The sequence below is a fragment of the Brevundimonas sp. genome, assembly GCF_036677305.1.
GTDB lineage: Bacteria > Pseudomonadota > Alphaproteobacteria > Caulobacterales > Caulobacteraceae > Brevundimonas.
Map to the genome: position 1 here is coordinate 1 of NZ_JAKFEB010000243.1, position 19,294 is coordinate 19,294.

Below are 19,294 nucleotides of genomic sequence, written 5' to 3' on the forward strand. Positions count from 1 at the left end.
GCCCGGTAGCCGGCCTCGTCCGCCGCGAGGATTCCCGCCGCCGCCTGCTGCGCGAACGGCCGTGCGCTCTCGGCCGTCGCCGTCGGCCCGAACAGGGCCGAGAAGAAGGGCAGGCTGTCGACGCTCATCACCCGACCGACCAGCCCGGGATGCCGCTGCGCCAGCATGACCGCGCTCATCCCGCCCATCGAGTGGCCGATGATCGCGGGCCGCTGCAGGCCGGCCTCGCGGACATACCGCGCCAGCTCGGCGATCACGGGCTCCACGAACGGCCCGTCGCCATGCGTCCACGGCTCGCCCGCGAACCCGGCCAGCTGGACCAGATGCACCCGGTGCGTCGCCTTCAGCCGATCGGCCTCTGCGCGCCAGACCTCGCGGGACGAGGCGAAGCCGGGGATCAGGATCACGTCCGACCCCGTCCCGACGACCTCGACTGACAACCGGTCCGAGGCGAAGGCTGGCGAGACCTGAACCGCAGGCGCGGCGTCGGCCTGGGTGGCGAGGACCACCGCCCCTGCGACCAGAACTGACGCAGAGGCCAGCAACAATACGCGCAGGGTCGAACGCCCGACGAAGTGACGGAGGTGCAGCATGGCGATGTCCTTTGAACGAAGGCTGACGGAGTCAGCCGTGCGGGTTTTCGAAGATGTCTTCCACCGGCCGTGCGAACAGCACGGCGATGCGATAGGCCAGATCCAGTGAGGGGTCGTGCTTCTCGGTCTCGAGCGCGTTCACGGCCTGACGCGAGACCCCCAGCGCGTGCCCCAGCTGCTCCTGGGTCCAGCCGCGCTCGACGCGGAGCAGTTTCAGCTGGTTCTTCATCAGTTCGACGACCGGATGAAGGGGGCGATGGCGCCGTAGCAGGCCCAGAACACGGCATAGACAAGCCAGGCGGGCAGGTGCGGCGCGCCGGCGAAGCTCTCGCCGAAGCCCCAGAGAGTGGCCACCGCCATCGCCGCCCCGGCCGACAGGATGAACTGTTTGGCGACCACGGCGCGGACGAACTCGTCGCTTTCGCGCATCAGGGAAAGGGTCGCCCAGATCTGTCCGACCACCGGCGCCGAAACCGCCAGCGCAAGGACCCACCCCGCGGGTTTGCCGATGACCTCGTCGAAGACCCCGCCCATCGCCGTCAGGCAGATCAGCGCATAGGGAATCATGAACGCCATCGTGCGGATGACATAGCGCCGGTGCGCCGGGGAACTGCTCTTGCCGATAGCCAACATGTCGACCGCCTCCTGACTGAATGTAAGGCCAACCTTACATCATGCTTATGTCATGTCAACCTGACTTTTTGTCAGGATCGCGTGACAATCGTGGGACTTGGACCGGAGCCGCCGCGGACGTATCCTGAGACCATGCCCGCAGCGCCCCGCATCAGGCCCGCCGACCTGTTCAGTCCCGAGGACTGGGCGCCCTTCCAGACGCGCCGCGCCTGGGTCGGCCCGCTGCTGGTCGCCCATTGCTGGGGCGTGATCGCCCTCGCGATCGCCGCGGGCGTCGTCTGGCCGATTCTCATCCCCCTGTGCGTGGCCGTGATCGGCACGCGCCAGCTCGGGCTCGCCATCCTGATGCATGAGGCGGCGCACGGAGGCCTGTCGGCGGACCGGCGCCTGAACGACGTCCTCGGCCACTGGTTCTGCGCCGTGCCGGTCGGAGCGTCGCTGAACGCCTACCGGCCCTATCATCTGGCGCACCACAAATACGCCCAGCAGGCCGAGGATCCGGATCTGGTCCTGTCCGCCCCCTTCCCTGTCAGCCGCGCCTCCCTGCGCCGCAAGATCGTGCGCGACCTGACCGGCCAGACCTTCTTCAAGCAGCGGGTGCTGTTGCCCCTGGCCGCCCTGCGAGGCCGCGCGGCGCAGGCGGCGACGGACGACCACGCCTATGAGGCCATCGTCACCGGCCGTTCGGTCGCGCCCTTCCTGCTGGTCAACGCCGCCCTGCTGGTCGCGGCGGTCGCCGCCGGAGTCTGGTGGGCCTTCTTCGCCCTGTGGCTGCTGCCCATGGCGACCTGGTTCCCGATGGTGACGCGCCTGCGGAACATCGCCGAACACGCCTGCGTCGAAGGCTCCGCCGCCGACCCCTTCCGCGCCGCGCGCACCACTCGCGCCGCCTGGTGGGAGCGGGCCTTCATCGCCCCCTACTGGGTCAATTTCCACGCCGAGCATCACCTGTTCATGCATGTGCCCTGCTGGAAGCTGCCGGCCCTGCACCGCGCCGTGCGCGCGCGGCCCCAGGGCGAGCGGATGGAAGTGGCCACGGGATATCTCGCCGTTCTGCGGGAAGCGTCGGCAAAGCCGGACCCGCTGCCGGCGACCTGATCTTGACTTACTCATATCTCGCTGGTTATGAGTTCAATCAATAGCCATTGAGTTATGGGTTGATGTCCGAAACCGCCGCCGACCTGTTGTTCCGATCGCTCGCCGATCCCACCCGCCGGGCCATCTTCGAGAGCCTGTGCCACGGTGGCGAGCAGACGGTCGGAGCCCTCACCGCCCTGGCCGGAGTATCGCAACCGGCGGTCTCGAAACACCTCGGCGTTCTGAAACTGGCCGGACTGGTCAGCGACCGTCCGGACGGCCGACAGACCCATTACAGCGCCCACCCAGGCGCGCTCGCCCCCCTCATCGACTGGACCAGCCAGATGACCGGCTTCTGGGAGGGAAAATTCGACGGCCTCGAAGACCTGCTGAAAAGGATGGACCAGTGACCCACGCCGAACCCGGAACCCGCTCCGTCGTCGTCCAAAGGGAGTTCGCCTTTCCGCCCGAAAAGCTCTGGCGCGCCCTCACCCAGCCCCACCTGATCGAGGCCTGGCTGATGAAGAACGACTTCCAGCCCGTGGTCGGCCACGGCTTCAGGCTCACGGGGGAATGGGGCGGCGTGCTGGACTGCGAGGTCCTGACGGTCGAACCGGAGAAGACCCTCTCCTATACCTGGGACTTCAAACACGACGACCCGGCATACGGGCTGAAGAGCGTGGTGACCTTCACCCTGACCCCGACCGGGACCGGCACGCATCTGCGTATGGAACAGGTCGGCTTCCGGCCGGATCAGAAGCAGGCGCTGGCCGGAGCCCATTCGGGCTGGGCCGGGATGTTCGGCAAGCTGGAACAGGTTCTGGCGCAGGCGGAGTAGGAGGAGGTCATGAGCGACAAGCCGAAAAACGCCGCTGCGCCCGTCCTCCTCTCGGGCGGCAATCCGCAGATCGCCAAGGGCTATGGCGACGCCCCGGTGCAGGCCTGGATCGCGGCCGCGCCGGGCTGGAAGAGCGAGGCGGGACGCCGGGTCGACGCCCTGATCGAACGCACGGTCCCCGGCGTGAAGAAGGCCGTCAAATGGAACACGCCGATGTACGGCGTCGAGGACGGGGCCTGGTTCGCCAGCTTCCACGCCTTCGACCGCTATCTGAAGGTGGCCTTCTTCCGCGGCGCGTCTCTCGATCCCGTCCCGCCGGTCGGGTCGAAGCAGAAGGAGGTGCGCTATTTCCACATCCACGAGGACGAGACGGTCGACGAGGGCCAGCTCGCCGACTGGATCAAACAGGCCAGCCGGCTGCCCGGCGAGCGTATGTGAAGGGCGACAGTCATGGAAAAAGCCATCCCCGGACTGAATGAGGACGGCCTGTCCGCCTCGCAGCGGATCGATGCGAAGATCGCCTCGTTCGACGACTGGCGCGGCCGGACCCTCGCCCGGATCCGGGCGATCATCCATGAGGCCGACCCCGAGGTCGTCGAGACCGTGAAATGGGGTCGTGTTCCGGTGTTCGAGCACGACGGCATCCTCACCACCGCGGAAACCTACAAGACCGCCGTCAAGATGACCTTCGCCAGGGGGGCGTCGCTGGAGGACCCATCGGGTCTGTTCAACTCAAGCCTCCAGGGCAATACCCGGCGCGCTATCGACTTCCACGAAGGCGATGTGATCGATGAGACGGCGCTGAAGGCGCTCATCCGCGGCGCCGTGGCGCTGAACTCATCGACGCGCGCCGCGAAGCGCCGAACCGGCGGCGAATGACCCGTATCGCCGACCCCGCCGCCTTCATCGCCGCCAACACCCGCCTGCAGCCGGTGCCTCATGCGCCGGAGATATCGCTGTGGCTGGCCGATGAGATCACGCCGATCTGGCGGCTGACCGAGGAGGAACTGGGCGAGCTGGGACTGCCCCCGCCGTTCTGGGCCTTCGCCTGGGCGGGCGGTCAGGGGTTGGCGCGCTGGCTGCTGGACCATCCGGGCGAGGTCGCGGGCAAGCGGGTGCTGGATTTCGCGGCCGGCTCCGGGCTGGTCGGGATCGCGGCGATGAAGGCGGGCGCGGCCTCGGCCCTGTGCGCCGACATCGATCCCTTCTGCGGCGCCTCGGTCGCCCGCAACGCCGTCGCCAACGGCGTCGTGCTGGACTTCACCGCCGCCGACCTGCTGGACGCCCCGCCGCCCGAGGTCGATCTGATCTGTGCGGGAGACGTCTTCTACGAACAGCCGATGTCCGGCCGTGTGCTCGATTGGCTGGGCGCCGCCGCCGACGCGGGGACACGCGTCCTCGTCGGCGATCCCCTGCGCACCTACTTCCCCAGGGAGGGCTTCGATCTCCTGGCGGAATACGCCGTTCCGACCACGCGAGAACTCGAGGATTCCGCCGTCAAACGCACCCGCGTATGGAGTCTGTCCGCTGCGGCCTGACTCGACAATCTTCCAGCCACGCTTGGAGAGAGGCCCGTCCGGCGCCATCTTCCGCCCATGAACGCCACCGGCCCCCTCGCCGCCGTCCTGATGCTCGCCGCCGCACCGGTACAGGCGCAGGTTCCGCCGTTGCGTCCCGGCCTCTCCACGCTCGACCTGCACCGCTATCAGGCCGACCAGCACCGCTACGAGATCGACCGCCTGCGCGTCCTGGCCGACCAGCGTGAGATCAACGCCCGCCTGCATGACACCGAAACCCGCCTGAACCGGCTCCGAATCGAGGCCGCGCGCCAGCCCGAGCCCGTCCTGCCGCCGCCTTACCGACCTGTGCGCTCGCCGGAAGAGGAACGCGCCCTGCGCCTCTCGGCCGAAGAGCGCAATCGCGCCATGGCCGAGGGCGTCGGCCAGATCGACGCCTGGCTCGATCGTCAGCCCGACTAGCAGTCAGCCTGCATCCCTTCCCCTCCGTCTGCGTTCCTGCCTGGCTTGGATCAGGGACGGGAGCACGAACATGCGGTGGCAGGGCGGACGGCGCGGCGGCAATATCGAGGACAGACGCGGCATGGGCGGCGGCGCCATCGGCGGCCTCGGAGTCGGCGGGCTGGTGCTGGCGGCCATCGGCTATTTCGTGTTCGGCATAGACCCCTCCACCACGACCCAGCTGGCCAGCCAGTTCGGCGGCGTCGGCGCGGCGGAGCAGGGCAAGATGGGCAGCCCGCAGGACCAGGCGGGAGCCTTCGTCGACGTGGTCGGCGCCAATATCGACGACGTCTGGAAGACCCGACTTCAGGGCTATCAGCCGCCGACGGTCACCCTCTACGAACAGGGCACCTCGACCGGCTGCGGCTTCGGTCAGTCGGCCATGGGCCCCTTCTACTGCCCCAACGATCGCAAGGTGTATCTGGACCTGTCGTTCTGGCAGCAACTGGAGACCCAGCTGGGCGCCTCAAGCGCGGACTTCGCCCGGGCCTATGTCATCGCCCACGAATACGGCCACCACGTCCAGACCCTGACCGGCGCCTCGCAGCAGGTGCAGGAGGCCCAGCAGCGGGCCTCGGGCCAGGCCGAGGCCAATCGTTATTCGGTCGCGCTGGAGCTTCAGGCCGACTGCTACGCCGGGGTCTGGGCGGCCAACGCCGCCGCGGTATCGAACGGCGAGGTTGCGGTGGACGCGCGCGATCTGGAGGCCGGCATGCAGACCGCCTCGGCCATCGGCGACGACACCCTGCAGCGCCGTCAGGGCGGGCGGGTCCAGCCGGACGGCTTCACCCACGGCTCCTCGGCCCAGCGCGTCGAATGGCTGCGGCGCGGTTATGAATCAGGCGACCCCGCCGCCTGCGACACCTTCGGGTCGCTCTAGCCCACGGTCAGATCGAGGGGCCGCGAGACGTGCAGCGTCCCGGCCCCGAGGTCCATCGCCACCCGTCGGCCCCTGAACGCCTCCATCCCCACCAGCCCGCCGGGGAAATTGGGCAGGGGCGGCTGATCGAACACCCCGACCGGCACCCGCCGGTACAGATGGTCGGCGAAGGTCACGGTTCGCGCCTCCACGATGGCCGTGCGGGCCGCGCCGCCCAGGACCAGATGCACGCCGCTGGTCTGGGGCCGTCCATCGAGCAGGCCGACGCGGGCGGCGGTCTCGCGGTTGAGCCCCAGCAGGGACGAGGCACCGGTGTCGACCACGGCGGTGAGCGGCGTGCCCTCGACGGTCACCTCGGCGGTCAGGGCGCGGCCTGAACGCCGTACAGGCGACTCGGCCAGATCGGCGGGACGGACGAAGGCCTCGCGTGCGACGAGCCGGCTGTGGCGTCGCGCCGGATCCAGCGCCAGCACGGCCTGGCCCAGCAGGTCCTGCCCGAGGATCAGCGGCGTCCCCAGACCCTGGCGCGAGGCCAGAGGCCCGAGGTCGAGGATCGCGGCCCTCAGGCCCCGGACCGTCAGACCGGCCAGTTCGATGTCCAGCGCCGTGCCCCGGCCCACCTGCGCCCCGCCGCCGACGCCATAGGCGACCAGCGGCATGTCGAACAACGACCGCCCCGCGTCGGGCAATTCGGCGAACAGGGCGCGGTCGATGACGGAATACTGGGCCCCGCTGTCGATCAGGGCGACGACCTGCCGCCCGCCCAGCCGCACGGCCACGGTCGGAGCCGACCCCCGCCGCGCATAGGGCATCCAGGGCGTCGCGCCGCCGGCAGCGAAGACAAGGTCCGGCCTGGGCCACAGCAGATGGTCGCGGGCCCACCAGGCGCCGCCGAGAACGGAGGCCAGGGCAGCCGTACGGATCAGGAGGGATCGGCGGTTCATGCCCGTCGAAGATGGCGTCTGGTTGGTCCTGGCGCCAGCGGAGGCTTTGTCGCGGAAAGTGGGAGACGGCCCGGTCCGCGCCCCCCGACGCCGACCGGACCGCCGCCGCGCGCCATCCCCCGAGGACGCGGCGCAGGCGGGGAAGCACTCACCCGCTAGCTGAGCCGTATCTGGCCTTGGGTTTTCACAGGTGTCGATACCGTTCCCCGCCTGCGCGAAACGAACGTTTCTCACCTGTGGCCGAAGGGAACCACCTTGTTTTCGCGGTCATGGCCGATGTCGGCCGCGCCCAGGTACGGAATCCCCGACCGCTGGCACCAGTAGCGGCAGATTTCCTCTGCCGTCAGACCGAAGTCGGGATCGTTCTCGACGATGTCCGACACCCGCCCCATGCGTATGCCCGCCACCCGCCGGATCGAGGCCTGGCCGGTCAGGTGGAACATCATCCGGTCGATCCGGTACAACGGCTCGGACACGTCCTCGAGCATCAGGACGTGTCCCGTCAGGTCCGGCTCCAGCGCCGTGCCGACCAGGGCGTCGAGGATGCTGAGGTTGAAGGCGGCCGCCGGACGCGGATCGTCCGCCAGCGAGGGCTCCCATGACGACCGGTCGCCCGACTTCAGCCAGTTGACGGCCCGCCAGGCCGTGGCGTCGTTGCGCACCGAATCCGAGGCCATCGGCCCGTGCGCCACATGCGGAAAGCCGGATTTGTACAGCAGGGCCAGGATGCTGCCGGCGTCGGAGTAGCCGAGATAGCGCTTCTTCCTCGCGACCGGCTCCAGCCGGGGCAGCACGGCCTCGGCGATCCGGCACGAGCCATAGCCGCCGCGGGCGAACCAGACGGCGTCCAGCCGCGGATCGTTGGCGTATTCGACGAAGGCCGAGGCCCGGCTGGCGTCATCGCCGCCGAAATGGCCGTGCTTTCCGAAGCTGGCCGGGTGGAACACGACCTTGACCGAGCCGTCGGGGATATTGGCGGCGAACCATGCCTCGACGGCCTCGGCGCGCGCCCGATTGAAGCGCGAACTGGCGTTGACGATGCCGATCTTCATGGACGTGTCTGGCCTCAGGCGTCGCCCGTGCTAGTCAGGCCGCCGGACATTCCCCGGTTTCGCCCTCATGAATCAAGACGACTATTTCTTCTGCGGCATCGGCGGGTCCGGAATGCTGCCCCTGGCGATGATCGTCCAGGCGCGTGGCGGGCGAATCGAGGGCTCGGACCGCTCCCGGGACCAGGGCCGCACGCCGGAGAAATTCGCCTGGCTGGAGGCGCATGGCGTGACCCTGCATCCGCAGGACGGCTCCGGCGTCACCCGGGCCGCCCAGACCGTCGTCGCCACCGGCGCGATCGAGGATACCGTTCCCGACATCGGCGCGGCGAAACGGGCCGGCGCGCGGATTCTCACCCGACCCGAACTGCTGTCGCAGCTGTTCAACGCCGCCCCGGCCTCGATCGGCGTAGCGGGCACCAGCGGCAAGTCGACCATTACCGGCATGATCGCCTGGATCCTGCATCAGGCCGGCCGCGAGCCCACGGTCATGAACGGCGCGGTGATGAGGAATTTCGCCGACGCCGACCATCCCTTCGCCAGCGCCCTGATCGGCGGCCCCGATCTGTTCGTGTCCGAGGTGGATGAATCCGACGGCTCCATCGCCCGCTACGATCCAACCGTGGCCGTGGTGTCCAACATCTCGCTCGACCACAAGTCGATGGAAGAGCTGCGCGACCTGTTCGGCGGCTTCACCGGCCGGGCGGCGAAGGCGGTGCTGAACCTCGACAACCTCGAAACCCAGGCGCTGGCCCAGAGCCTCCCGAACGACAAGGTGATCACCTTCGCCCTCGGCGAGGAGTCCGCCACCCTCAACGCCCATGACCTCGAACCCCTGCCGACCGGCATGCGGTTCAGCCTGACCGAGCTGGGCGGCGCGCCCCTGCCGGTCGTTCTCAACGTCCCCGGCGCCCACAATGTCGCCAACGCCCTTGCTGCGCTCGGCGCCGTGCGCGCGATCGGCGTGCCGCTGGAACAGGCCGTCGCCGCGCTGGAGACCTTCGCCGGCATCCGCCGCCGCATGGAGGTAGTCGGGACCGCCAACGGCGTCACCGTCATCGACGACTTCGCCCACAACCCGGACAAGATCGCCGCCACGCTGAAGACGCTGCACGCCTTCGACGGCCGTCTGCTGATCCTGTTCCAGCCGCACGGCTTCGGTCCGCTGCGGCTGATGAAGGACGAGTTCATCGACGGCTTCGCCGGCCTGCTGCGCGCGGACGACGTGCTGCTGATGCCCGAGCCCGTCTATTACGGCGGCACCACGGACCGCAGCGTCGGCAGCGAGGATATCGCATCCGGCGTCCGCGCCGCCGGCCGCTCCGCCGAGGCCCTGCCGACCCGCGACGCCTGTGGCGACCGGCTGGTCCGCCTGGCCCGGCCCGGAGACCGGATCATCATCATGGGCGCCCGCGACGACACATTGTCCGTCTTTGCGGCGGAGCTTCTGGACCGCCTGCGCGCTTCTGGCGGATGATCCAGGACCTCCCGCCCCGGCTTCCCGAGGTCGTCGTCACCGGCGCCCGTCTGCCCCCCGCGGCCGGCCAGGCGGCCTTTTCGGTCATTCGCCTGGGCACGGACGATCTGCGAACCCGGCAACGTGTCGATGAAGCCCTGGCGACCGTGCCGGCCGTTTCCCTGTTCCGCCGCACCTCCAGTCTGGCGGCCAATCCGACCACCCAGGGCATATCCATGCGCGCCATCGCGCCGTCAGGGGCGGGACGCACGCTGGTCACGCTGGACGGCGTGCCGCTGAACGATCCCTTCGGCGGCTGGGTGATCTGGTCCCAGGTTCCGACGGAAAGCCTGTCCGGCCTCGACATCGTCCGGGGGTCGGGCGCCGGCCCATACGGCGCCGGGGCCCTGACCGGCGTGATCTCCCTGCGCGAACGGGACGCCGGATCGGAGCTCGACGCCTCCATCGCCGAACGCGGCGGGGCCCGTCTCGCCGGCTCAGGCGGGACGCACGTCGGCCCCGTCCGCATCGTCGCCTCGGGCCTGTACGAAACCAGCGACGGCTATGTCCCCGTGCGCGGCGCGGCCGCAGGAGCCGCCGACACGCCGCTGGACCTCGAGGTTCGCAGCGCCGCCGTACGCGCCGACCTGCCCGTCGCAGCGGCGGTCCTCTCCCTGCGCGCCTCGGCGTTCGAGGAGGACCGGGGTTCAGGCCTGGCCGGCGCCCGCGCCACGGCCAGCGGCAACCTGCTCTCCGCGACGGCGGCCGTACAGCCGCTCGCCGATCGCCCCGGCTGGCGGCTTCAGGCGTGGCGGCGCGAGAGCGATCTGGCCAACACCTCGGTCGCGGTCTCCGCCGACCGCGCTTCGACCACGCCCGCCAACGACCAGTTCGAGACCCCGGCCACGGGCTGGGGCGTCAACGCCGCCCTGCGCCGCGTCATCGTCAGCGGCGTCGCCCGCGTCGAATGGGAACTGGGCGCCGACGCGCGCTTCAACGACGGCGAGACCCATGAGCTGTTTCGCTACATGGCCGGCGCCTTCACCCGCAGCCGTGTCGCGGGAGGCGAGACATCGGTGGCCGGCGTCTATGCCGAGGGCGCGTGGACCAGCGGCGCATGGCTGGTGGCCGGCGGCCTGCGCTACGACGGCTGGCGCAATGCGAACGGCCATCGGCTGGAACGCGACCTCGCCTCCGGCCTGCCGACGCTCGACGAGACCGATGCCGACCGCTCGGGCCAGGTCGTCAGCGCCCGTCTCGGCGCCCGCCGGGACATCAGCGGTGGACAGGCCCTGCGCCTCGCCGCCTACACCGGCTTCCGGCCCGCCACCCTGAACGAACTGCACCGCCCCTTCCGCGTCGGCAACGATCTGACCGAGGCCAATGCGGCGCTGGAGCCCGAGCGACTGACCGGCGTCGAGGCGGGCTGGGCCTGGACAGACGACCGCGCGTCCCTGACCGCCACCGCCTTCTGGAACCGGATCGAGGACGCGGTCGTCAACGTCACCATCGGTCAGGGACCCGCCACCTTCCCGCGCGCCGGGTTCGTGCCGGCCGGCGGGGTCCTGCGCCAGCGCAGGAACGCGGGAACCATCGAGGCGACCGGGATCGAACTGGACGGGCGTTTCGAGCTGACCGACGCCCTCTTCCTGCGCGCAGCCCTGTCCGCCACAGACGCCCGCGTCGACGGCGGCGCCCAGGCGCCGCAACTGACCGGCCTGCGTCCGGCCCAGGCGCCGATCTGGAGCGCCGTCGCCGGCGTCGACTGGCGCCCCGCGGATCGGCTCAGCCTCGCCGCGGACCTGCGCTGGGAGAGCCGCCGGTTCGAGGACGACCTGAACAGCCGCGTCCTCGACGCCGCCGGAACGATCGACCTGCGCGCCGAATGGACGATGACCCCGTCCGCCGTGCTCTGGCTCGCCGCCGACAATCTGTTCGACGCCGAGATCGAGACCGCAGAGACCGGAACCGGCGTCGCCAGCTTCGGTCCGCCGCGGACCTTTTCCGCGGGCGTCAGACTGTCGCTCTGAGTCCGCGACCGGAAGCCATTGCAAATCGTTCGCAACTTCGGCACAAGCCGCAGGTGACCGACGCCGCCCCCTCCAGACCCAAGCCGGCCCTGAACGCCAAGCGGTCGTTCTGGCTGAAGCAGCTGCACCAGTGGCACTGGATTTCGGCGGCCGTCAGCCTCATCGGCCTGCTGATGTTCGCCGTCACCGGGATCACCCTGAACCACGCGGCGCAGATCCCCGCCGAACCCGTCACCGTCGAACAGACCGGTCAGCTGCCCGCGCCCCTGCTCGCGCGCCTGACCGCCCTGCCCGGGGACACGACTGAACCGCTGCCCGCCGCCGTGGCGCGCTGGGCCTCCGAAACCTTCAAGGTCCAGGTCGAGGGAAGGGCCACCGAGACCACGCCCGACGAGGTCTATATCTCCCTGCCCGAACCGGGCGGCGACGGCTGGCTGACCATCGACCGCGCCACGGGCGCGGCCCTGCGCGAACGCACCACCCGCGGCCCGGTGGCCTGGCTGAACGACCTGCACAAGGGCCGCAACACCGGGCCGGTCTGGTACTGGTTCATCGACGTCTTCGCCGCCGCCTGCGTCGTCTTCGCCGTCACGGGCTTCGGCTTGACCTGGCTGCACGCCCGCCAGCGACCCTCGACCTGGCCCCTGCTTGGCCTTGGTCTGCTGATACCCGCCGTCATCGCCCTTCTGTTCATCCACTGAGTTCCCGATGCGCCAGCTTCCCCTGATCCTGACCGCCGCCACAGCGGCCGCCGTCGCCGGGCCCGCCCTGGCCGCCGACATCACGGTGTCCGTGGAGGTGCCGCGCCTGTCGGTCGCCGCCTACCACCGCCCCTATGTCGCGGTCTGGATCGAGCGTCCGGACAACACCGCCGTCCGCACCCTGGCCGTCTGGTACGAGGTGTCCAACGTCGCCGAAGGCAAGGATTGGCTGAAGGACATGCGCACCTGGTGGCGCCGCGGCGGCCGGTCGCTGAGCCTGCCCATGGACGGCGTCTCCAGCGCGACCAAGGCCCCGGGGCGTCACGCCGTCACCGTTCCGGCCGCCCGCCTGCGCGACCTGCCCGCCGGCGACTACGTCATGGTCGTCGAGGCGGCCCGCGAATTGGGCGGCCGTGAAGCCGTTCGCGTGCCCTTCCGCTGGGGCGCCGCCAACACCGCCCGCGCGACGGGCTCCACCGAACTGGGCGCCGTCAGCGTCGCCGTCACCCGCTAAGGAATCGCACCATGAAGAAGCGCATCGCCCTGCTCGCTGCTCTCGCCGCCTTCGCCCTGCCGATGTCCGCCCAGGCCCACCGCGCCTGGCTGGCCCCGACCTCGACCGTCCTGTCGGGGACGGACGCCTGGGTCGGCTTCGACGCCGGCATGTCGAACGGCGTGTTCATCGCCGACCACGCCGCCATGAACCTGGCCGGCCTGACCATCACCGCACCGGACGGTTCGACAGCCGCCCCGGTCAACGCCATGACCGGCAAATACCGCTCGACCTTCGACCTGCACCTGACCCAGGCCGGCACCTACCGGATCGCCAATGTCTCGGGCGGCGTCATGGTCACCTACAAACAGGGCGGCGAGGCCAAACGCTGGCGCGGCGCCGAGGCCGACATGGCCGCGAGCATCCCGGCCGACGCCACGGACGTGGTCGCCACCCGGTCCAGCAGCCGCACCGAAACCTTCGTCACCCTGGGCGAGCCCTCGGCCATCACCCTGACCAACCAGGGCATTGAACTGCTCCCCGTCACCCATCCGAACGATCTGGCGGCGGGCGAGCCGGCGACCTTCAAACTGGTCCGCGACGGCCAGCCGGCGGCCGATCTGGAAGTGACCATCGCCCGGGGCGGCACGCGCTATCGCGACAATCCCGAAGAGATGACGGTCCGCACCGGCGCCGACGGCGCCTTCACCGTCACCTGGCCCGAGCCCGGCATGTACTGGATGAACGCCTCGATCCGCACGCCGGCGTCGGGCGACCAGCTGGCCTACAGCGCCGCATACAACGGCGTCGTGGAAGTCCTGCCCTGACCGGTGCGCCTCCCGGTCCGCGCGGCGCCCCGCCGCCGATCTCGATCGGCGAGCCGGCGGCGCAGCCGGAGAACCGCGTCCTGATTCCGACCCACGGCCGGACGCCGGCGCTGCCGACGTCCGACCTCATCTGGGACTTAGCCGGTGAGACCATGGGCACCGGCTGGGCCGTGCGGCTGGTCCCGCCGCTTGGGCCGGACCGCGCCGTCTTCCAGGCCGCCATCGAGGAGGAACTGGCTGCGATCATCGCCCTCTTCAGCCACTGGGAGCCGACCTCGGAACTGGCCCGGTTCAACGCCGCCCCGGCCGGGTTCTGGGCGGTGTCCGAACCGTTCTGGGACCTCCTCAACACGGCGCTCGACCTCGCCGACGACACCAACGGCTCGGTCGATCCGACGCTGGGCGCGCTGGTCGATCTGTGGGGCTTTGGGCCTCCGGGTCGGCGTGCGGACGTTCCTTCCGACGATGAGATCGCGGCGGCCCTGACCGTCAGCGGCTGGGGCGCCCTGCGCCTGAACCGCGAGGCCCGCGCCATCCAGCAGCCCGGCGGCCTCAAACTGGACCTGTCCGGCATCGCCAAGGGGCATGCCGTCGACCGCGTTTCCCAACGCCTGACCGCCATGGGCGCCGTCCACCATCTGGTCGAGATCGGCGGCGAGCTGCGCGGCGCCGGCGTCAAGCCGGGCGGCCATCCCTGGTGGGTGGAGCTGCAACAGGCGCCGGGATCCCCCGCTCCACGCACCGCCGCCGCCCTGTTCGACATGGCGGTCGCCACGTCGGGGGACTGGGTTCGCCGGTTCGAGGCCGCCGGCCGGACCTGGAGCCACACCATCGAGGGCCACACCGGACGGCCGGTCGACAACGGCGTCGCCTCGGTCACCGTCCTGGCCGACACCGCCCTGTACGCCGACGCCATGGCCACCGCCCTGACGGTCATGGGCCGCCATGACGGTCCCGCCTACGCCGAGGCCCTGAACATCGCCGCCGCCTTTGTCATCCGCACAGAGACCGGGTCGATCGAGATCGTCTCCCCGGCCTTCGCCGCCATGGCCGCCGAGGGCGCGTGACCGCCGATCCCCAACGCTGGCTGTGGACGGGCGTGGCCGTCGGGCTGTGGCTGCTGGTGGTGATCGCCGTCGTCTGGAGCCGGGCACGGGCCCGTCGCGCCGCCGCGAAGCGCGCAGGCGCGCTCGCCTCGGGGGCCGACACCGTCACGGTCGCCTTCGCCAGCCAGACCGGTCTTGCGGAGGAACTGGCCTGGATGACGGCGCGCAGCCTCTCCGACGCCGGAACCGGCGCGCGCGTCGCCCCGCTGGGCGAACTGGACGCCGCGGCGCTCAAAAAAGCGGGCAGGCTGCTGATCGTCGCCTCGACTACCGGCGAAGGCGACGCGCCCGACGACGTCTCCCGCTTCCTGCGCCAGACCATGGGCGCGACCGCCGATCTGTCGGGTCTGAGTTACGGGCTGCTCGCCCTGGGCGACCACACCTACGCCGACTTCTGCGGCTTTGGCCGCGCGCTGGACAGCTGGCTGACGCGCTCAGGGGCCGAACCCCTGTTCGATCGCGTCGAGGTCGACAACGGCGACGCCGGCGCCGTCCGGCACTGGCAGCACCAACTGGGCCTGCTCACCGGCTCGACGGTCCAGGCCGACTGGACGCCGCCGGCCTATGACCGCTGGACCCTGGTCGAGCGCCGCCATCTCAATCCCGGAAGCCCCGGCGGCGAGGCCTGGCTGCTGGGTTTCACGCCCGTCGGTCATGAGCCCCTGTGGGTTGCGGGCGACATCGCCGAGATCGGCCTGCCCCCGGCCGCCGACGGAAGCGATCCGGGCAGCCGCGAATATTCCGTCGCCTCCCTGCCTCGCGACGGTCGGGTCGACTTCATCGTCCGCCGCATGACCCGGCCGGACGGCTCCCCCGGCCTCGCCTCGGGCTGGCTGACGCACGACCTCGCTCCGGGCGAGCAGGTGAACATGCGCATCCGCGCCAACCGCAGCTTCCATGGGCCGGCTATCGAGACGCCGCTGGTCCTGATCGGCAACGGCACGGGTCTCGCCGGTCTGCGCGCTCACTGGAAGGCCCGCGCCGGCCGCACCCACGGCGGGGCCTGGCTGATGTTCGGCGAACGCACGCGCGCCCACGACGCCTTCCTCGACGACGAGCTTCAGGCCGCCCTTGTGGCTCGCGACCTGACCCGCCTCGACCGCGTCTTCTCGCGTGACGCCGGAGACGGCCGCTATGTGCAGGCGCTGATCGCCGGGCACGCAGAGACGCTCAGGGACTGGGTTGACCGCGGCGCGGCCATCCTCGTCTGCGGCAGTCTGGAAGGCATGTCGAAGGGCGTACAGGCGGCGCTCGCCGACGCACTCGGCGCCGAACGGCTGGCGGAAATGACCGAAGCCGGGCGCTACCGCCGCGACGTCTACTGAGGCTCAGGCCTCGGCCCAGCGCCGCAGAAGGTTGTGATAGACCGCCGTCAGTTCCAGCACCGCGGCATCCTGCGGCCCCTTGTCGGCGCTGACCCGCTGAATGGCCACGTCGAGCCGGAACAGGGTCTCGCGGTCCGCGTCGTCGCGCACCAGGCTCTGGATCCAGAAGAAGCTCGACACCCTCGCGCCACGCGTCACCGGCGTGACCTGATGCAGGCTCTTGGACGGATAGAGCACCAGATCTCCGGCCGGCAGTTTGACGCTCTGCGGCCCGTACATCTCCTCGACGATCAGCTCGCCGCCGTCATAGTCGTCGGGCTCCGACAGGAACAGGGTCGCCGACAGGTCGCTGCGGATGCGGATCGAACCACGCTGGCGGATGGCGTTGTCGACGTGCAGTCCGAACCGCTCGCCGCCCTCGTAGCGGTTGAACAACGGCGGAAAGACCGTGTGCGGCAGGGCCGCCGAGACGAACATGGGATTGGCGTTCAGGGCCTGCTGGATCAGCGCCCCGATCTCTCTGGCCTCGGCGCTGTCCTCGGGCAGCTGGCGGTTGACCTTGGCCGCCGCCGACTGATGGCCCGAGGTGACGTTTCCGTCCACCCACGGCCCGGCGTCCAGGCGCGACCGCAGGGTCGCGACCTCGTCCTTGGTGAAGACGCCGGGGACGTGAAGCAGCATGGACCGGTCAGTACCTCAGATTCAGCGTCAGGATAGCCTGCCGCGCCGGAGCGACATCGGCGTGGTGCACGCCGTTGGTGCGCATGATGTATTCCTCGTCGGTCGCATTCTGGACGTTCAGCTGCAGCGAAGCGGTGTCCGTCAGGTCGTACGAGGCGAACAGGTCGAAGCGGGTCCAGGCCGGCGCATAGATGCGGTTGGCCCCGCCGCCGGCGCCGCCCTGGTTGCCGCCGAAGCTGTCGGACACATAGTAGGCGCCGCCGCCGAGGCTGAGCGCCGGCGTCACCCGATAGGTCGTGAACAGGCTGAAGCTGTGTTCGGGGGTATTGGCCAAGGGATCGCCGACATTGACGTTGTTGTAGGCGCCGGAGACCAGTTCGCTGTCCATGTACGTATAGCCGCCAAACACCTGCCACTGGCGGGTGATGTTGCCGGACACGCCCAGCTCGATTCCCTTCACCTCGGCCTCGCCGGCCTGTTCGAACACGCCGGGCGAGACCTGGATCTGGGCGTTCTCGCGCTTCAGCATGAAGGCGGCCGCCGACAGGGCCAGCCGGTCGTTGAACAGATTGGCCTTGGCCCCGATCTCGAAATTCGTCGACTCTTCCGGGTCCAGAACGGTCGTCACCAGATTCCCGGTGCCCGTGCCGCCCGAAGCGTTCTGGTCGCCCGCCGAGAGCGTCGGCGGGGTCGAGGCGGTGGCGTAGGAGATATAGACGCTGGAGTTGGCGGTCGGCTTGTAGACCAGCCCGACCTGGTAGTTGACGAAGTCCCACTGGCGCTCCGGCAGGACCACGATCCCCGGGGTCGCCGCGGTCTGGCCGTTCAGGGTCCAGACGCCGTTCGCCTGGGTCCCCGTCAGATTGGCGCCGTTGACCGTGTACTGGTCCCACCGGACGCCCAGATTCAGGATCAGTTGCGAGGTCAGGCTGATGCTGTCCAGCGCATAGACGCCCACCGTGTCAGTGACGTTCCGGCTGATCGGCCCGCGATTGATGACGCCCGCCCATGAATCGTCCGTGTTCGGCGCAAACACCCGCGTGCAGTCGCCGGCTCCCAGGTTGGCGAGGTTGGCCGCCGACATCACGAAACCTGCCGGGCAGGCCGAGCCCGCCGTGGTGAAGGTCGAATAGGCCGCGTTGCTGTTCCTCTCTGTGGCCAGTTCCAGTCCGAGGTCGAACTCATGACCGATCCCGCCGGTCGTGAACGAGCCCCGCAGGTCGGTGACGTTGGCCACCGTGGTCACCGGGTTCCAGCGCGTCTTGGTGGCCCGCTTCATCCACCATTCGCCCCCGATCAGCTGGGCCGCGCCGCCGTCGCCGGGGTTGGTGACGATGTAGTCGTTCAGCGTCTCGGAATAGCGGCTGACGTTGCGCAGGATCAGGCTGTCGCTGAACGCATGTTCGAAATCGAAGGTGAAGGTGTCGACCGTATTGGTCAGAAAGTCCCGGTCGCGCAGGCCATAGAAGCTGTTGTAGGGCACATCCAGAATGCCGCTGTCGGTGGTGCGCACCCCGGTCTTGGTGAACAGCGGGATGCCGTAGTCGGGCATCTGGTTCGACGTCAGGTGATAGTAGCTGAAGGTCGCCGTCGTGGGCGTGCCCAGACCCGCCGCCAGCGAAAGGCCGAGGCCCCATTTGTCGTAGTCGACCGTATCGCGGCCGGGCACGTCGCCTTCGGAACCCATCAGGTTGATGCGCAGGCCGGCCATCTCGCCCAGGCGCCAGTTCTGGTCCACCGTGGCGCGCACATAACCGTCCGTTCCGGCGCCCAGGCCGAAGCGGGTGAAATCCGTCAGTCGCGGGGATTTGGAGCCCAGATTGATGCTGCCTCCGCCCGAGCCGCGGCCCGAATAGACGCTGTCGGGACCCTTGATGACCTCGACCTGTTCGAGGTTGAACACCTCGCGCTGCTGGCCGCCGCTGTCGCGGATGCCGTCGACGAAGACGTTGTTGCCCGAGGACTGGCCGCGGATGAACGGCCGGTCGGCCAGCGGCTGGCCGCCCTCGCCGGCGCCGAAGGTGATGCCCGGCGAGGTGCGCAGGATGTCCTGCAGCGACGTCGCAGCCGTCTGTTCGATGATCTGCTGCGGAATGATGGTGATCGAGCGCGGCGTGTCGACCAGGGGGGCCACGAATTCGGGGCTGCCGGGCTCGCGTTTCACCGGATGACCATCCACCGTGATGGTTTCAAGCGTTGTCGCCTCCTGCGGCTCTCCGTCCGGCGCCGGCTCGGCCAGGGCGGGACCTGCGATCAGCATGCCGGCCGCGCTGGAGGCGAACAGGAGGGCGCGAAGAGCGTCGGCGCGTGAAGTCATGAGGTCGATCCGAGGGGCTGGTGTTGCGATCAGCTCGCAATATCAGCTTTGCCGGACAGCGCAATCAGAATTGCGAATAAGTCGCAATATTGCCGATTCCGGCCGCCGGAACCGCCTCCTCCAACGTCAACCTGACCGAGCATTCTGATTTACCTCGGTTTCATCTTGAGTCCGTACGATCGGCCGGATGCGTTGCCTCCCGGTCATTTGCGTATCGTCCTTGTTCGACGCTCCGGTTGTCGCGAACGGCCCCGTGACGAGCGCGCGCCCACCGGTCCCAGCGGATCCCGGCATACGCGCGGCCCGACGATGAAGCCCCCGGGGCC

The 19,294-nt window shown here is 69.7% G+C and carries 22 protein-coding genes; 15 read left to right on the plus strand and 7 right to left on the minus strand.

Features of this window, described 5'->3' with window-relative positions:
* From V6M42_RS13795 to V6M42_RS13805, 3 genes are all read right to left on the minus strand, one after another.
* Positions 1-593: alpha/beta fold hydrolase (locus V6M42_RS13795; protein ID WP_332679016.1), on the minus strand; the 593-nt coding region annotated here is incomplete at its 3' end.
* 31 nt (positions 594-624) lie between these two features.
* The gene (locus V6M42_RS13800) at positions 625-822 is read right to left on the minus strand and encodes a helix-turn-helix transcriptional regulator (protein WP_332679017.1); all 198 of its coding nucleotides are present in this window, start codon (positions 820-822) and stop codon (positions 625-627) included.
* Positions 822-1,226: a hypothetical protein gene (locus tag V6M42_RS13805; RefSeq protein ID WP_332657775.1), complete on the minus strand. Its 405-nt coding sequence runs from the start codon at positions 1,224-1,226 to the stop codon at positions 822-824. The genes V6M42_RS13800 and V6M42_RS13805 overlap by 1 nt, the downstream gene beginning before the upstream one ends.
* 132 nt (positions 1,227-1,358) lie before the next feature.
* On the opposite strand from V6M42_RS13805, the gene V6M42_RS13810 reads away from it, so the two are divergent.
* The 8 genes from V6M42_RS13810 (at position 1,359) to ypfJ (ending at position 6,039) form a co-directional block, all read left to right on the plus strand.
* Positions 1,359-2,324 (plus strand): fatty acid desaturase family protein, encoded by a 966-nt coding sequence (locus V6M42_RS13810; protein WP_332679018.1) that lies wholly within the window; start codon positions 1,359-1,361, stop codon positions 2,322-2,324.
* 62 nt (positions 2,325-2,386) lie between these two features.
* A complete protein-coding gene (locus V6M42_RS13815) occupies positions 2,387-2,713 on the plus strand; it encodes an ArsR/SmtB family transcription factor (protein ID WP_332657773.1) in 327 nt (108 codons plus the stop codon).
* Positions 2,710-3,141 carry an SRPBCC family protein gene (locus V6M42_RS13820; protein ID WP_332657772.1) on the plus strand — a complete coding sequence of 144 codons (432 nt, stop codon included), beginning with the start codon at positions 2,710-2,712 and terminating at the stop codon, positions 3,139-3,141. Before V6M42_RS13815 ends, V6M42_RS13820 begins: the two co-directional genes overlap by 4 nt.
* A 9-nt stretch (positions 3,142-3,150) precedes the next feature.
* The gene (locus V6M42_RS13825; protein ID WP_332657771.1) at positions 3,151-3,579 is read left to right on the plus strand and encodes a DUF1801 domain-containing protein; all 429 of its coding nucleotides are present in this window, start codon (positions 3,151-3,153) and stop codon (positions 3,577-3,579) included.
* Positions 3,580-3,591: 12 nt separating this feature from the next.
* Positions 3,592-4,020: a DUF1801 domain-containing protein gene (locus V6M42_RS13830; protein WP_332679020.1), complete on the plus strand. Its 429-nt coding sequence runs from the start codon at positions 3,592-3,594 to the stop codon at positions 4,018-4,020.
* Positions 4,017-4,679, plus strand: a complete 663-nt coding sequence (locus V6M42_RS13835) for a class I SAM-dependent methyltransferase (protein WP_332679022.1) — start codon at positions 4,017-4,019, stop codon at positions 4,677-4,679. The genes V6M42_RS13830 and V6M42_RS13835 overlap by 4 nt, the downstream gene beginning before the upstream one ends.
* 57 nt (positions 4,680-4,736) lie before the next feature.
* A complete protein-coding gene (locus tag V6M42_RS13840; RefSeq protein WP_332657768.1) occupies positions 4,737-5,120 on the plus strand; it encodes a hypothetical protein in 384 nt (127 codons plus the stop codon).
* 70 nt (positions 5,121-5,190) lie between these two features.
* A complete protein-coding gene (gene ypfJ / locus V6M42_RS13845; RefSeq protein WP_332657767.1) occupies positions 5,191-6,039 on the plus strand; it encodes a KPN_02809 family neutral zinc metallopeptidase in 849 nt (282 codons plus the stop codon).
* Here ypfJ and V6M42_RS13850 read toward each other — a convergent pair.
* Positions 6,036-6,983, minus strand: coding sequence for an aspartyl protease family protein (locus V6M42_RS13850; RefSeq protein ID WP_332657766.1), 948 nt, complete (start codon positions 6,981-6,983; stop codon positions 6,036-6,038). The two genes, ypfJ and V6M42_RS13850, sit on opposite strands and share 4 nt — an antisense overlap.
* A 230-nt stretch (positions 6,984-7,213) precedes the next feature.
* Positions 7,214-8,035, minus strand: coding sequence for an LD-carboxypeptidase (locus V6M42_RS13855; protein WP_332679023.1), 822 nt, complete (start codon positions 8,033-8,035; stop codon positions 7,214-7,216).
* A 67-nt stretch (positions 8,036-8,102) separates the two neighbouring features.
* Here V6M42_RS13855 and V6M42_RS13860 point away from each other — a divergent pair, with 67 nt between their 5' ends.
* The 7 genes from V6M42_RS13860 (at position 8,103) to V6M42_RS13890 (ending at position 15,970) form a co-directional block, all read left to right on the plus strand.
* Positions 8,103-9,509, plus strand: coding sequence for a UDP-N-acetylmuramate--L-alanine ligase (locus V6M42_RS13860; RefSeq protein ID WP_332679025.1), 1,407 nt, complete (start codon positions 8,103-8,105; stop codon positions 9,507-9,509).
* Positions 9,506-11,518: a TonB-dependent receptor gene (locus tag V6M42_RS13865; RefSeq protein WP_332679027.1), complete on the plus strand. Its 2,013-nt coding sequence runs from the start codon at positions 9,506-9,508 to the stop codon at positions 11,516-11,518. Before V6M42_RS13860 ends, V6M42_RS13865 begins: the two co-directional genes overlap by 4 nt.
* Before the next feature lie 53 nt (positions 11,519-11,571).
* Entirely contained in the window at positions 11,572-12,219 is a 648-nt protein-coding gene (locus V6M42_RS13870; protein WP_332679029.1) for a PepSY-associated TM helix domain-containing protein, read from the plus strand.
* Between the two features lie 7 nt (positions 12,220-12,226).
* Positions 12,227-12,733, plus strand: coding sequence for a DUF2271 domain-containing protein (locus tag V6M42_RS13875; protein ID WP_332657760.1), 507 nt, complete (start codon positions 12,227-12,229; stop codon positions 12,731-12,733).
* 11 nt (positions 12,734-12,744) lie between these two features.
* Positions 12,745-13,539 carry a DUF4198 domain-containing protein gene (locus tag V6M42_RS13880; protein ID WP_332679031.1) on the plus strand — a complete coding sequence of 265 codons (795 nt, stop codon included), beginning with the start codon at positions 12,745-12,747 and terminating at the stop codon, positions 13,537-13,539.
* Between the two features lie 152 nt (positions 13,540-13,691).
* Complete coding sequence (locus V6M42_RS13885; protein WP_332679032.1) at positions 13,692-14,606, plus strand: FAD:protein FMN transferase; 915 nt, start codon at positions 13,692-13,694, stop codon at positions 14,604-14,606.
* On the plus strand, positions 14,603-15,970 hold the full coding sequence (locus tag V6M42_RS13890; RefSeq protein ID WP_332679034.1) for a sulfite reductase subunit alpha: 1,368 nt from the start codon (positions 14,603-14,605) through the stop codon (positions 15,968-15,970). The genes V6M42_RS13885 and V6M42_RS13890 overlap by 4 nt, the downstream gene beginning before the upstream one ends.
* Positions 15,971-15,973: 3 nt before the next feature.
* Here V6M42_RS13890 and V6M42_RS13895 read toward each other — a convergent pair whose 3' ends face one another.
* Positions 15,974-16,651 (minus strand): Fe2+-dependent dioxygenase, encoded by a 678-nt coding sequence (locus V6M42_RS13895; protein ID WP_332679035.1) that lies wholly within the window; start codon positions 16,649-16,651, stop codon positions 15,974-15,976.
* A gap of 7 nt (positions 16,652-16,658) precedes the next feature.
* Positions 16,659-18,968 (minus strand): TonB-dependent receptor, encoded by a 2,310-nt coding sequence (locus V6M42_RS13900; protein WP_332679036.1) that lies wholly within the window; start codon positions 18,966-18,968, stop codon positions 16,659-16,661.
* Positions 18,969-19,294 lie beyond the last annotated feature (326 nt).

Coding starts and splice junctions, on each gene's coding strand:
- V6M42_RS13800 (WP_332679017.1), bottom strand. CDS start 822: ATGAAGAACCAGCTGAAACTGCTCCGCGTCGAGCGCGGCTGGACCCAG.
- V6M42_RS13805 (WP_332657775.1), bottom strand. CDS start 1,226: ATGTTGGCTATCGGCAAGAGCAGTTCCCCGGCGCACCGGCGCTATGTC.
- V6M42_RS13810 (WP_332679018.1), top strand. CDS start 1,359: ATGCCCGCAGCGCCCCGCATCAGGCCCGCCGACCTGTTCAGTCCCGAG.
- V6M42_RS13815 (WP_332657773.1), top strand. CDS start 2,387: ATGTCCGAAACCGCCGCCGACCTGTTGTTCCGATCGCTCGCCGATCCC.
- V6M42_RS13825 (WP_332657771.1), top strand. CDS start 3,151: ATGAGCGACAAGCCGAAAAACGCCGCTGCGCCCGTCCTCCTCTCGGGC.
- V6M42_RS13830 (WP_332679020.1), top strand. CDS start 3,592: ATGGAAAAAGCCATCCCCGGACTGAATGAGGACGGCCTGTCCGCCTCG.
- V6M42_RS13835 (WP_332679022.1), top strand. CDS start 4,017: ATGACCCGTATCGCCGACCCCGCCGCCTTCATCGCCGCCAACACCCGC.
- V6M42_RS13840 (WP_332657768.1), top strand. CDS start 4,737: ATGAACGCCACCGGCCCCCTCGCCGCCGTCCTGATGCTCGCCGCCGCA.
- ypfJ (WP_332657767.1), top strand. CDS start 5,191: ATGCGGTGGCAGGGCGGACGGCGCGGCGGCAATATCGAGGACAGACGC.
- V6M42_RS13850 (WP_332657766.1), bottom strand. CDS start 6,983: ATGAACCGCCGATCCCTCCTGATCCGTACGGCTGCCCTGGCCTCCGTT.
- V6M42_RS13855 (WP_332679023.1), bottom strand. CDS start 8,035: ATGAAGATCGGCATCGTCAACGCCAGTTCGCGCTTCAATCGGGCGCGC.
- V6M42_RS13860 (WP_332679025.1), top strand. CDS start 8,103: ATGAATCAAGACGACTATTTCTTCTGCGGCATCGGCGGGTCCGGAATG.
- V6M42_RS13865 (WP_332679027.1), top strand. CDS start 9,506: ATGATCCAGGACCTCCCGCCCCGGCTTCCCGAGGTCGTCGTCACCGGC.
- V6M42_RS13875 (WP_332657760.1), top strand. CDS start 12,227: ATGCGCCAGCTTCCCCTGATCCTGACCGCCGCCACAGCGGCCGCCGTC.
- V6M42_RS13880 (WP_332679031.1), top strand. CDS start 12,745: ATGAAGAAGCGCATCGCCCTGCTCGCTGCTCTCGCCGCCTTCGCCCTG.
- V6M42_RS13885 (WP_332679032.1), top strand. CDS start 13,692: ATGGGCACCGGCTGGGCCGTGCGGCTGGTCCCGCCGCTTGGGCCGGAC.
- V6M42_RS13895 (WP_332679035.1), bottom strand. CDS start 16,651: ATGCTGCTTCACGTCCCCGGCGTCTTCACCAAGGACGAGGTCGCGACC.
- V6M42_RS13900 (WP_332679036.1), bottom strand. CDS start 18,968: ATGACTTCACGCGCCGACGCTCTTCGCGCCCTCCTGTTCGCCTCCAGC.